Raw genomic sequence first — 13945 nt, 5'->3', positions numbered from 1 at the left:
TGCGGTGGCCCAGCCCGCACACATTTTCCTCCCACTCCGACCTTTCGTTCCACTCCCTGTCGGACCGCCTCTATAAGAAGCCACCTATGGCTGATTCTGTTGACTCATTCCGCCTATCGCCCCTACGGAAGTAGAACCGCCCCCTCTGGCAGCGGACTGGGATTCTCAAGAAGGTGTATGATATTGAACCATCCATGCACATTGACCTGCCTTCCGCGGTCTCAAAAGTCCCTTTGCCCGGGAAAGCATGTTCATCACTGTATGGCGGTGCAGGCCCGAGTTCTTGCAGCGCAGGCACCGGGCACCGTGATCGCACCTCTGCGTGACGAGCATGAGATCCTCCATGTCCTTGCCGGAATCGTCGCTCAACATCCTCCTCATCAACGAACACCCCGAAGAAATCAAGCTGGTGACCACCAGCTTGCGCGCGTTTTTCTCCGGTTGTCGCATCGAAGCCGGCTACTCTTCGGATGACGCATTGACCTTCAGTCAGCAGGGAGACTGGCACATTATCCTGATTGATCAGGAATTGGCCCCGGAGCGCGGCATGGACCTGATCGCCCGCCTGCGCCGCAATGCTCCCTATTCAGCGATCCTGCTCCAGACGAACGAGAGTGATTCGGGCACTGCCGTCCAAGCCCTCCAGAACGGAGCAGACTTCCTGCTTTTCAAGCAATCGCCTGGATTCATCACTGAACTGTTGTTCTCCGTGCAGGAAGCCGTCGAAAAACGTGACCTCCAGATGAAACTGGACCACACGTTCCAGCGACATCTGCGATTCATTGAAACGCTCGACGACCTGTTATATGAGCTTGATGCGGAAGGTCGATTTGTCTATGTGAGTCCGACCGTGACGACCTTACTCGGGTATGGCCCAGAAGAACTCGCAGGTCGGCACTATTCGATGCTGCTCCCTCCGCAACAGGAACAGATGGCGCGGTTCCGGCTGAACGAACGTCGGGCGGGAAGTCGCTCCACACGGAAACTGGAACTCACACTTCACCGCAAGCCGATTCCTGATGCTCCGTCCCTGTCGGTAAGCGTTGAAGTATCGGCAAAGGGGCTCTTTGATTCCGCCAACCGCTATCTGGGCACCGTCGGGCTACTCCACGACCTCTCGCATGAGAAAGCCCAACAGAATCGTCTGACGGAGTTGGAATCTCGCCTTCAGGAAACCGATCGGCAACTCACACTCACGCGTGAAGCCGCTCGAGTGTCTCGCCAATTGCAACAGCCTCTTACCACCCTACTCCAGGACTCCCAGCGGTTGCTGACCTCCATCCAGCACAGCAGAATTGAACAGCATGTCGAAACGATGGTCGCCAAAGCCTCACACGCAAACCAGCTGAGTCATCAACTTGCTCAGGTCATGTATGCCCACCCCACCGAATTGACCGCCCTTAATTTGAACGACATTCTCCACACCGTTGCGCAGACGGCCCAACGGAGTCAGGACGGGGAAGGAATCAGGCTTACGAGCTATTTGGGAGAACAGCTCCCGGCTATTTGGGGTTCACACGTAGACATCAACAACCTCGCACACATCCTCATCGATTTTGCAAGACAGTGCGTCTCGACTGGTCACGAGCCCGCCCACCTTATCCTAGAGACAGGAACCATCGACCTCAGCAGCCGATCGACTGCCCAGGGCAACAGCGCGACACAGGGTGACACCACACCTGCATTCGTGAGCTTTACGATCCGCGGAGCAGTGACAGACAGAGAGGCGCCGTCGAACGATGCACCACAGCCCCAGGTGTCGGCAGAACAACTCCTCCATGCCCACAGAATTGTTCAGGCCCACGGGGGCAGCATTCACATCGAGCACGCCCGAGACAGAGGCCTCACCATTTCGGTCCATATTCCTGCCTGGGCAGAACATCCCCCCGTAGTCTCCGTTTCCGAACACCAGGCATCTGCCCCAAGGGACCTGTCTCGCGCCGGCACGAGAGCGCAACACCGAATGCAACAGTCATCCCCTACCAGGGCTGAGCGGCGCCGATCCGAACGGCGGCCATTGTCCCTTCCCGTTCAATTGTCGATCGGCGGGACCACCCTTCGTGGCGTCTTGCGCAATATGAGCACCGGTGGAGCACTCTTCACCATTCGTGACATCTCGGCATCGATTCATCTACAACCGGCCTATATCGTCATTAAGACACCGGTAAGCTTCCTTGAGTTACAAGGTATCGTGCACGAACGCTCCCCGGACCAGGCAAGCGTTCCACTCCCCACCATGAAGGAGTTCGCCGTTTCGTTTACAATCAACGTCGATCGGGACCGCAACGTGCTCCGCTCTCTGCTCGAAGGTCTACAGGACGGTTCCACAACCGTCACCTTCGAGGGTTTGATCCTTCCTTCCGCTACTGCAGTCGAGCCCGCATCCCCACCCCTTCTATCTCTCGCGGAGCCCACAACGGAACGCCGAGAGACGACTCGAGTCACATTTCCCCATCCCGTGGAGTTTGTAGAGTCACACGACTCGACCAGCCGACTCCACGGGCGCATGATGAATCTCAGCCTGGATGGGGCATGCCTCGAGCTACCTGAGGGATTCGACCCAATGGAAACTGACTCCACGCTCTATGTGCGACCGATCGAACCAAGCCAGCCTTCCCCCGAGAACCATGAACCACACGCGACCCCGGAACCGTGGGCAGTGCGTATTGTGTGGAGACGGCCACGACGGCAGGCCGCGCGTTCACCTCTCAGTCAGGTCGGGCACAGAACTGCCTGTATCGGGGTACGGTTCAACCATCTGTCTCCTGCGCAGGAGCACCACCTTCGAAACATCATCGCTGAACACAGCAGTCTCTTTCATGACCGGTTTATGTCTCTTACAGATGCCCCCATCTTCACGGAGACTCACACGGTACAGAATCATGCAGGGCATCGACTTGCGTTATCGCATGACTGGTCGAGCCATGCCACAACGGCACAATCCCCCCTGGTCCTGCTTTGCCCTGGATACGGGACGACGCAGCAGAGTTATGTGCCCGTTGCCTACGCCCTTGCCAATACCGGACTTCGAGTCTTGCGATACGATCACAGTCGGCACATTGGCCTCAGCGACGGAGATCCTTCCCACACGACCTTCACCTCCCTGGAGGACGATCTCGATGCGGTCATGACCTACATCCATAGACAATGGCCGGGGACGCCACTCACGCTGATCGCGCCTGACCTCCTCGGAAGAATCGCGTTGCGACGCCAAGATTGGCACAGACGCATGCATCAACTGATCCTCCTCAATCCCACACTCGACCTCCAACGGTGTCTTGTCACCCTCCATCAGCGAGATCTAGTGCAAGAACACCTCGCGGGTACCAGTCTGGGATTGGGGAATCTGTTAGGGCTACCGTTAGATATCGACCACTTCCTGGCCGATGCAGTTGTCTCGCAGTATGCAACTACGGCCTCACTCCAGGGAGAGCTCTCGCACTGCGCCACCGACGTGGTCATACTCACGACAGGAGACGCGGCAGTCGATTGTTCCATTCCTGCACCGTCATCTCCTACCCTGGACAATGCACTGAGTACGCTCAGCCCAAGAGCCAGGACAGTGAGCCTTCCCACTCCAGCTCACATGACCGGCGGGTTTGCGCCGTCGATACTCGCCGCTGGATCCCAGTATCTGGCACAACTCTGTCATCCGGGGCACGCACCGCGAGAGTCCGTCACCCCATCAAATGTCTCCCAGGCCGCATCCACTCGTGCTCGCTTAGAACAGGATCGCATACGCATCACGCACTCACTGGGGACTGCCGGACGCGAACGCCTTTGGAACACCTACTCAGGCCTGACCTACACCATGGATGAACTCCCCGCACACTGGCATGCGGTGGATCAGGTCTACCAACTGCTCCAGCCACTTGAAGGAAACCTCACACTCCTCGATGTCGGATGCGGCATGCACTCATTCGCGCGGTTGCTGCTGCTCAATCTCTCCTACCGGCTTCGTGCTCAAACCTGGCGACCCGACGAGCGACTCCACTATGTCGGTGTTGACTTCTCACCCCCCGCGCTAGTCCACGCACGCGAGGCAACCGCAAACGCCCTCCAACACGTCGATCAATTATTCTCCGGTCGTATGTCGGGGGCCACACCGATCACACGTCAGTGGACACTCAGCCGCTCCGTAGAAGCGCTGCCGTTTGCCGATCACTCCTTCGATCGTATTGTCGCAACTCTCTCGTTGAGCTTTGCGCACTCTCCGCTTCACGCGCTACGGGAGTTGTTCCGGGTGCTCAAGCCCGGAGGAAGACTCGTCGTCAGCGCGTTTACGCCCTCGGCAGATGTGGCGCGCCTGTACCGCCCATCTCTACCGGAACTTGGAATGAATGCCTTCGCAGGAGAGGCTCGCACGACCCTGAATCGGATGGCCCAGTGCTGCATGGGCCTCCGCATCGGACAATTGCACGCCTTCGAAGAGGACAGCGTAAGCAGCTACCTGGCACAGATCACGCCTGTCCCGCCGCGAGTCTTGCGGGCACTCTCGGGCCAGCTTCTTCTCGCCGCCGCCGAAAAACCTGATTCCGCTGGCTGAATCCATACCTCACATATATACTTCACTCACTAGCACAAAACGTGCAGTAGTCTGGCGACACCGTGAGCAGCCAGGTGTGCAGCCTGGCATTTCCTGTGCAGGACTATGACACTCCACCCGTCCAGTCGGCAGCGCTCCACTCTTCAAGGCTCTGTGGAAATACTCAACATCATCAACGAGTTTTCCGAAGCCGTGGGAGGGACATCCGATCTTCCGCGCCTGGGCGATGTCATCTTGGCCGGCCTCTCTCAACAGGCACAGCTCCCACAGGGTGCCTTATGGATACGGGAAACCGACGGTAGCCACTATCGATTGAACGCGTCGTGTGGACAGGAGGGCTCTTCTGCATTGCCCCTTCTGCTGGCAGGTGATCACCCGCTCCTACAGGCGCTTGCCGACAAAGATTCAGTCATCCAATCAGATGATTCTCCCGTGTCGCCATCGGGCCAAGCCATGACTGCAACCAGCGCTATGCTCTGCCTTGCATTCCGGAGCAAGACAACACTGCTCGGCCTCTGCACCCTTGGGCCAATCGCGGATGATACGTTCTCCCAAGACGACCAGCGGGCTCTCATCGAAACCATGGCGCGCATCGCAGGCACGACGCTGGACCATTATCTGGCTCAGGATGATCTCCGCCGCTCGTCCACCCTGATGAGACGTACCGATCGCCTCCGCTCATTGGAGATTATGGCCGGCGGCTTTGCCCACGAGATCCGAAACCCACTCACCTCCATCAAGACGTTCGTCCAACTGGCGCCCCAACGACAGCAGGATCCGGTCTTCATCAAAGAGTTCAGCACGCTTGCACTCGAAGACATTCACCGGATCGAACGCCTCCTCCATGAAATTCTCGACTACGCCAGCTACATGATCCCCCAACCATCGGAAGTGGACTTGAACGAGCTTGTGGCGTCATGCATCGGCTTCGTCTCGTCCACAGCAACGCGGCGCGGTATTGAATTGCAGACCCTTCTGTCTCCGGATTTGCCCCTTCTCTTGCTCGATCGCCAACAAATCAAACAGGTCCTGTTGAATCTTCTCCTGAATGCCATCGACGCCATGTCCACAGGTCATGGCCACATCCGCATCCACACGCGACCGGTAGCGCAGAGCGGCCGCACGCCCTGGGTTCAACTGCAGGTCGAGGACGAGGGCTGCGGCATTGCGTCCGAACATCTGGAGCATATTTTCGATCCATTTTTCACCACGAAACATTCAAACAGTGCGGGCGATGGGGCCGGTCTTGGTCTCACCACTGCGCATCAGATCGTCCGAGAACATGGCGGGACACTGACAGTCGAAAGCAGGGTCGGGGTCGGTTCCACGTTTTCCGTCAATCTTCCGGTGTCGGATGCAGGCGCCGCAGGTTCAGCAGCACGGGAGTAACATGAAGAAACGAGTACTACTTGTCGATGATGAGCCACGAGTACGCGCCTCGCTGAGAACAGTGCTGGAACCGACCTATGAGATCCTGGAGGCGCCCGATGCCGCCGAGGGACTCCGCATCTTCAAGGCCGAAGCCCCCGATCTGGTTCTCCTGGATGTCATCCTTCCGGGCGCTGATGGGCTGTCGGCCCTGCAGGCCATGCGCACCGAGAATCGCACCGTGCCTGTGATCATGCTGACCGGGACCAAAGCGGTGAAAACAGCCGTCGACGCCATGAAACTCGGAGCCGCCGACTATCTCTCCAAGCCGTTCGATGTCGAAGAACTCCAAATCGTGATCGAACGCACCCTGGGCAAGAAGGAGTTGGAACAGGAAGTCCGCCAGTTGCGCGCCCAGGTCGTGCAACGCTACGCATTCCACAATCTGATCGGCAAGAGCCCGTCCATGCAGGAGATCTACGCAAAGATCGAACAGGTGGCAGACAGTCGCACCACCGTCCTGGTCACCGGCGAGAGCGGCACCGGCAAGGAACTGGTCGCCAAAGCCATTCACTACAACAGCGCACGCCGCGATCGCCCATTCATCGCCCTGAATTGTGCGGCCTTGCCGGAAACACTCATCGAAAGTGAACTCTTCGGCCACGAAAAAGGCTCGTTCACCGATGCCACGGCCCGACGTGTGGGGCAGTTCGAATTAGCGAATACCGGGACCCTGTTCCTCGACGAAATCGGCGACCTCAGCCCGGCCACACAAGCCAAGCTGCTACGCGTCCTGCAGGAGCGGGAATTCACCAGGGTCGGCGGCGTGCAGTCCATCAAGGTCGATGTCCGGATTGTTGCCGCAACCAACAAGAATCTCGATGACATGGTTCGGAAAAACCAATTCCGCGAAGACCTCTATTATCGCATCAACGTCATCGCGCTCTACCTGCCTCCCCTGCGCGAACGCGGCGAGGACATCGCCCTATTGGCCAAACACTTTCTCGCGAAACGCATCGAAGAAGAAAAACGCCCGCCGCAAGAATTCACCAAGGATGCGCTGGAACTCATCTCGCACTATCCATGGCCCGGAAACGTCCGTGAGATGGAGAACATCATCGAACAGGCGTTCATCTGGTCGAAAGGCTCACAGGTCATCACGCCCGAACATCTTCCCAATATCCTACGAACCGACACCCGCTCGAGTTCGCTTCGTGATGACACACTCGCCGGGCGCATGTCGCTGGAAAAGGCCGTGATGGAGTTCGAACGCGAAATCATTCTGGATGCGCTCAAGCGAACCACATACGTCCAAACGCATGCGGCCACCATGCTGGGCATCAGCCGCCGCATGTTGAAATATCGCATGGACACCTTGGGAATCAGCAGGCCTGATACCGGAGGACATTCAGAGCCGGCACTGCCTCAGGAGTGACACAGTCTGGCACAACCGTGCCTGGCATTGGTCTCATTTCCTCAAGGCTAACACCCTACGGTAAATATCTAGTGGCCTGAGTGACAAGGACCTGCTATATATTCCCAATCACAGCGAATTCAGGCGGTACACGTTTTGCGTTTTGATAACCGTGACAGTTTGCAATGCACTCGGGAGCACTCTGAATGGGCACTCAGTCATCAAGCGAACGCGTCGGGGGTAAACCATCGGTTCTCGTCGTCGATGACGAGACTGGACCGCGAGACGCGCTGAAAGTCATACTTCGTCCCTTCTTCACGATCCACTCAGCCGACAACGCCAAGTCCGCCCTCCGGGTGCTCAAAGACCAGCATATCGACCTGATCACCCTGGATCAGAAACTTCCCGACCGCCAGGGCATCGACCTCTTACAAGACATCAAACAGGACTACGCGGATATCGAGGTCATTATCATCACCGGCTACGGCAGTTTGAAGTCGGCGATGGAGGGCATTCGGCACGGAGCGGCCGGATATCTGCTCAAGCCATTCAACGTCACCGAGTTGATCACGTTGATCAACCAAACGCTGGAGAAGAAGCAGCGGTTGGATTACCTGCGATCATTTTTGAGAACCTCGGCGACCTTGTGGGGCAGCGAGCAAGAAGCGGTGCAGGCATGGAAGGATCTACAAACCAACTATTTCGCAATCGGCACGACGACGAGCGAGACCGTCGGCCCTGCGGCGGATGTCACCGCGCTGATCCCGCTGCTCTCCGATCTGCTCGAAGCCAAAGATCGACAATTGCTGAACCACTGCAGCCGGGTCAGCTTTTATGCCTCGCTCCTCGCCAATCAATTAAACTTGCCCCTTCCCGACCAAAAGGCGTTGGCACTGGGCGCGTTCCTGCACGACATCGGCAAGATCAGCCTCGCCAACTACAAATACTCGCCGGATGACGATGACGCCCCCAGAACCGGCGTGCGAGTGAGAGACTATTCAGAGGCCGGAGCTCGCATGCTCGTGCCGCTGGGCTTTCAGGCAGAGGTGGGGCAAATCGTGTCCTACCATCACGAACGGTTCGATGGTGTAGGGAACCCTCACGGGCTCGAAGGGGAAGGGATTCCGCTCCTGGCTCGTATCGTCGCCATCGCACAGGCGTTCGACAACCTCACGGTCGACATACCCGGACACCAGCCGACATCCATTGAGGACGCGATCCGACAAATTTTGCTCGAGGCGGATACGCGTTTTGATCCGAAACTGGCGGAGCTGTTTGCACAGGTCGTGCGGGAATGCAAATCCTCACTCCCGGCCCTTGCCATCGCCAAAACCTCACCGGCAAGCTGACCCGGTCACGACCGCCGGTCTTTCGCGCTTTCAATCATCTCCGCGGCCGCTGCCCTGGCTGTCTTGGTCACGGTCACCCCGGCCAGCATCCGCGCAATTTCCGCTTCACGCTCCTCGGACGTCAGCTTCCGAACCTGCGTCAACGTGCGCTTTTGCCGAACCTGTTTTTCGACCACGTAATGGGCATGGGCCTGCGATCCGACTTGGGGAAGATGCGTGACACACAACACTTGATGGTGACGGCTGAGGTCTCGAAGGCGCGCGCCCATCACCTCGGCGACCGCCCCTCCAACCCCCGCGTCCACCTCATCGAAAATCAGTACCGGGACCCGATCAGTGTCGGCCAGGATCGTTTTCAAGGCCAACATGACGCGAGACAGTTCTCCTCCCGACGCGACCTTCGCCAATGACTTGAGCGGTTCTCCCGGGTTCGCCGAGAAGACAAACTCCACAGCATCCTGTCCAGTCAGCCCGTATGGCTCATCACCAGACACGCGCGAGACCTCTACCAGGAAACGAGTCCGTTCCATCCGGAGAGCGCCCAACTCCTTGGTCACCGCTGCCGTAAGCTTCTTGGCCGCCTCACTGCGCTTGCGGGTCAACCGCTCCGCCGCCTCACTGACGTTCTGCCGCCTCGCCTCAACGGCGCGGGTCAATTCCTGCAGGTGCGACTCTGCGGTATCCAACTGATCCAGTTGGGCGCGGAGAGACTCCTGCAGATCCAACATAGCCTCCAGTGATCCGCCGTATTTCTTGCTGAGGCGTTGTAATCGATCGAGCCGCTGTTCGATCTCCGCCAATCGCGCCGGATTCGCTTCCACCTGATCACGATAGTGGCGCACCTGCGCGGCCAGCTCTTTCAGGGGAACGATCGCGTCATCCACAATTTTTGCCCAGTCGGCCGTGCTACTATCGATCGACTCCATTCGAGAGAGCAGCTTGCGCGCAGACGCCAGCTGACTCAAGACGCTCTGCTCTCCCGCATAGAGCGCCTCGTGGAGTTGATCCGCACACTCTCCCAGTTGTTGGCTGTGCATCAGTCGCGGCCGTTCCTGCTCAAGCTTCGCCTCTTCACCCGCCTCGATACCGGCTTCGGAAATCTCCCGGAATTGAAATCGCAGCAGGTCCTCTCGCTCGCGCCGACGAGCAATCTGCGTCGAGACCGCCTCCAGCTGCGCCACCTGTTCGCTCCATGCCTTGTGGGCGGTCTGGTATTCCTGACGAAGGGGGTGGAGTCTGCCGTAGGCATCCAACGCATCGACCTGAACGGCGGGCGACAGCAGCGACTGTTGCTCATGCTGCCCGTGCACATCCACTAATGCACCGCCCAGTTCCTCCAACAGATGAACGGGGCACAGATTGCCGTTTAGATACGTCCGGTTGCGGCCCGTGCGAGAGATGACACGCCGGATGACCATCTCCGTCTCACCGGGACGCGCAAATCCTTTCTCTTGAAGCAGCAGAAGGAGGGAATGCCCAGGGGGCAATTGAAAGGCAGCTTCCAGATCGGCCTCGTCAGCCTGGGCGCGAATCTGGTCTGCGGAGGCACGGCCCCCGACGAGGAGAGTCACCGCATCGATGAGAAGAGATTTTCCGGCCCCGGTTTCACCGGTGAACACGATGAAACCGGAGCCGAAGGTGACGGCCAGCTGCTCGATGACGCCGAAATTCGAAATGCGCAGCTCGGTCAGCATGCCGCTGATAGTCTGCGGCTAAGCAGCGCCGGAATGTTGCGCGAGCAACGAATCGATCAACTCTTTGAACTGGCGCTTCGGGCGTGCACCCACAAGCCGTTCGACCGCTTGGCCGTTCTTGAAGAATAAAATGGTCGGAATACTCATTACTTGATAGCGGCCGGCAATTTCAGGATTTTCATCGGTATTGAGTTTGCGGACCTTCAGCTTGCCGGCATACTCTGTTGCAAGTTCATCGACGATCGGAGCGACCATCTGACAAGGTCCGCACCAGACCGCCCAAAAGTCCACCATGACCAACTCGGACGCCTTCATGACATCCTGATCCCACGTCGCATCCGTCACTTTCAACGCATCGCCTGCCACAGTACGCCTCCTTCTCCCAACGAACCTACACTGACCTCGCTGTTCCTGTCCCGAAGCGGCTCCGGGCACCTCTGGGCATCCTATACCAGGGTTTTACGGAGAGTCAAATTAGGGCCGCTCCCACTGCCACTGCGGCGGTGCGCTGGCCCACCAATCGTCCGGTCTCGCCTGGCGCCAGGCGGCTTGTTCTCGCCACAACTGCGTCACCAGTGCATGATCCAACCGATCGGCCATCGCAGCCGACACATCAGCCTGCCGTTGCACAGCCTGCTGGATCACCTCTTTTGCGATGCGCGCCAACACATCCGGCGGATCCAGCAAGTCTTCGATTCGCGCGGCAGCCAGATTCACGTACACCTGTTCGACGCGCACCCACTGATCGGTACGCGCCAGCTGCTCAACATATCCGTCGAGCGCATGGTACACATAGGTCAGAAAGGTATAACTTCGCGCCGAGGGAAACTCCCGCACTTCCGCCTGGCAAGCCTCCACGGCCTGACGATAGTCGGCGGCCAGCAGGAACACCGCCGCTCGTTGCAAGTGCGAGCGTGGTTCTGCTGCGTGAAGCTGAAGCGGAGTCGTCCACTGCAGGATGAACCAGCAGCACAATGCTGCCGTCAGGGAAAAACCCTTGAGCCCCTGTTTCATCAGCATCACTCCGCCTCCTGGTTGCTGATCGGAATGGGTTAGGCCGGCCTGAGAGACGACGCGACTAATACCGTCCCATGGGCATGGACTGCAGAGGTAACGGATTCGTCACCCGGCCATAGGGGCCTCCCGGTGCCGCCCAGGGCAAGCCTCGGTCTCCGACCAACAGAGGACCTAAGATGGTCTTGGCCACAATCGTGCCGAAGTTTTCCGTCCACCCGATGCCGGTCATGCTGAGCATGAAGGAATAACTCTGACGATCCGGGAACTGCAGATAGTAGAGACCGAGCGACCAGCACTTACACGGATTCTGATACAAGGCGACGACGTCGTATTCCGGGCTACGACCACCTTTGACATCGTAATATCCCTTGGCACCGATGGTCCATCCCCACGGCGTCCGGAATCCGCCGCCGAGCGTGGCGAACTGAATCTCCTTGGTCGGCGCATACACCTCATTGAAGGAGATGGGGTTCCAAATGTCACCGCGCCGGACCCGGTTCCCATCGTGGCTGAATCGTTGCCCGACTTCGAAGTACCAGTAATTCGATTGTTGAACCCGCAAATCGGTATTCCACTGGCTGAACGTCCCGCGATAGGGATCCACAAACGCATCGACCGTCAGATACGAATTCATCGGCGGCAGGATCTGACCAGCCGTGATGTTTTTTCCCAGCGCTTCGGTTTGTCCGGGAGGACGCAGGAACTCGGGCGCCGTATTGCCGATCACCGCCCGCAGCCACACATCGGACATTTTTCGCCCCTGCACGTCCACCGTGGCCGGTTGCAAGGGCTGCGTCAAGGTGCCCAGGAACGGCAACACGCCGGGCGTAAATTCCCTCGCACGGGTCTGCACCGCCCCCACGTGGTAACTCTGCGCCACCGTCAGGTCCAGCCAGTTGAAACTCTGCCCGTTCACCTTCTGCTCCAGCAACTTGGTCCGGAGGGAGTAGGTCAGCAGGTTCTTCTTGGGAATGTCATCGATCTGGTCGATCTGCGCAATCTTACTTTGATCGCTGCCCGGTACGTATTCATACATCACGCTCGGTTCAATCGTATGGAGGAAACTTCCACCCTCCCCGCCGGTGTACCGGCGACTCAATTTTGAGGTGGCATCCATGGCCGCCCAAAACGTTTCGCGATGCAGCGGACTGGCTTCCTGAATGCCGCGTGTGTAATAGACCTCCTTAAATTTGAAATGCGGCGTCAACCCGATCACGTGTCCGACATCCATCACATCGGTCGTCACCCCGGGCATGAAATCCATGCGATTCACCGCGAATCCCTGCTCGCGATAAAAATTCACGAAATTCGTATCGAGGTTCAGGAGCAACGGCATCCCGAACGGTGAAGTGTTCGGCAGGACGTACCCCACTTCAGGGAGGCGTTGAAACGTGTCGGGACCGCCGGAGTTCAACGGCTGCAGATACTGGCCCAGGAAATAGGCACTTCCGTAGGGAAGCCGCTGCGTCGCCAGCAAGGTCGATTCACCGCTGGGGGATGCCCGTTGAGTACCTGAATTGCTGAGTTGTTGCAGATACTGCCGATCGGATACGAACGACGCCTGCCCGCGCACCATCAGCGTCTCCGTCACCTGCTGCGAGTGCTGGCCGCTGATCATCCCGCGCAACCGCCGCTCATCCTGGTTGACTTGATCCACCCCCGACACATTCGGCAATTTGGTTTGCTGCAGAAAACTCGCGAACCACTGCCCGCTCGACCGACGGTTCAGATAATAGCGATAAGTAAAGTCGCTGCCGTAGCCGAGGTTGTTGTAATACGAGGGCGCGATGGTCAAATCCTGACTGGGATTGATCGCCCAGAAATAGCCCTGCTGGTAGTGTAACCCGAACCGGTTGTCATATCCCGGCGTGGGAATGAGAAATCCGCTGTGCCGGTTCACCAAGGGATAGGTCAACGTCGGCACGGGAATGATCGGCGTATCCTGCATACAGAGCCAGGCTCGCTTCATCCCGATGCTCTCCCCGGTATTCACATCGAGATCCTCGAACGTGAACCGCCAGGCCGGCACTTCCCCGTCCTTCGCGTCGCAATTCGTGAAGGTTCCGTCCTTGATGCGATAGTGATCCTCAGACAGTCGCCGGATGCTGCGCCCGGTAAAAAACGAATTGCTCGGCCGGACGTACATCGACCCATGCGTCACCACCCCGGCCTCAGTATTGACGTTCAACTCCAACCGTTCGGACTTCAGATCGGAATACGGATCCTGGAAATGCACATGTCCGGTCGCGACGAGCGTGCCGGGCAGCGAGTTGATAGTCACATGATCGGCGGTCAGTCGCAGCGTTCCCTGCGTGATGACCACGGATCCATCGGCCTCATACACGTCTTGTTCTTGGAGGTGGTCGATTCGCTCGGCAGTGATCGTGAGGGGCTGATTGGTGGGTGACGGCGTCGTCACCGTCGATTGCGCCCACACGACGTCACGCAGGAGCAGCGGCGCCATGAGCAGGACACTGAGGAGGAACGCCACCAGCCCGAGTGCCGAGCGGCCGGCTGCGGACCAAGGCGTATGCACGGGGTAACGGTCTGGCCCCAT

General features: G+C 58.4%; 8 protein-coding genes. 4 read left to right on the top strand and 4 right to left on the bottom strand.

Going from position 1 to position 13945, the window contains the following annotated elements; genetic code table 11:
- Positions 1-343: 343 nt before the first annotated feature.
- The 4 genes from JNL86_04150 to JNL86_04135 all read left to right on the top strand — a co-directional run bounded on the left by JNL86_04150 (position 344) and on the right by JNL86_04135 (position 8677).
- Complete coding sequence (locus JNL86_04150) at positions 344-4546, top strand: PilZ domain-containing protein (GenBank protein MBL8042090.1); 4203 nt, start codon at positions 344-346, stop codon at positions 4544-4546.
- A 105-nt stretch (positions 4547-4651) separates the two neighbouring features.
- Positions 4652-5935: a hypothetical protein gene (locus tag JNL86_04145; GenBank protein ID MBL8042089.1), complete on the top strand. Its 1284-nt coding sequence runs from the start codon at positions 4652-4654 to the stop codon at positions 5933-5935.
- Between the two features lies 1 nt (position 5936).
- Complete coding sequence (locus tag JNL86_04140) at positions 5937-7349, top strand: sigma-54-dependent Fis family transcriptional regulator (GenBank protein ID MBL8042088.1); 1413 nt, start codon at positions 5937-5939, stop codon at positions 7347-7349.
- A 185-nt stretch (positions 7350-7534) separates the two neighbouring features.
- Positions 7535-8677 (top strand): response regulator, encoded by a 1143-nt coding sequence (locus JNL86_04135; protein ID MBL8042087.1) that lies wholly within the window; start codon positions 7535-7537, stop codon positions 8675-8677.
- Between the two features lie 5 nt (positions 8678-8682).
- Here the strand turns inward: JNL86_04135 and recN are convergent, their stop codons facing one another.
- From recN to JNL86_04115, 4 genes are all read right to left on the bottom strand, one after another.
- On the bottom strand, positions 8683-10371 hold the full coding sequence (gene recN, locus JNL86_04130; GenBank protein ID MBL8042086.1) for a DNA repair protein RecN: 1689 nt from the start codon (positions 10369-10371) through the stop codon (positions 8683-8685).
- An 18-nt stretch (positions 10372-10389) separates the two neighbouring features.
- Positions 10390-10737 carry a thioredoxin gene (gene trxA / locus JNL86_04125; GenBank protein MBL8042085.1) on the bottom strand — a complete coding sequence of 116 codons (348 nt, stop codon included), beginning with the start codon at positions 10735-10737 and terminating at the stop codon, positions 10390-10392.
- 108 nt (positions 10738-10845) lie between these two features.
- On the bottom strand, positions 10846-11391 hold the full coding sequence (locus JNL86_04120; GenBank protein ID MBL8042084.1) for a hypothetical protein: 546 nt from the start codon (positions 11389-11391) through the stop codon (positions 10846-10848).
- A 58-nt stretch (positions 11392-11449) separates the two neighbouring features.
- Positions 11450-13945: an LPS-assembly protein LptD gene (locus JNL86_04115; protein MBL8042083.1), complete on the bottom strand. Its 2496-nt coding sequence runs from the start codon at positions 13943-13945 to the stop codon at positions 11450-11452.

Origin of the sequence: Nitrospira sp. (assembly GCA_016788885.1) — a bacterium.
GTDB lineage: Bacteria > Nitrospirota > Nitrospiria > Nitrospirales > Nitrospiraceae > Nitrospira_A.
The sequence above is the reverse complement of the archived record's forward strand: the minus strand, read 5'-3'. Positions and strand labels throughout refer to the sequence as shown.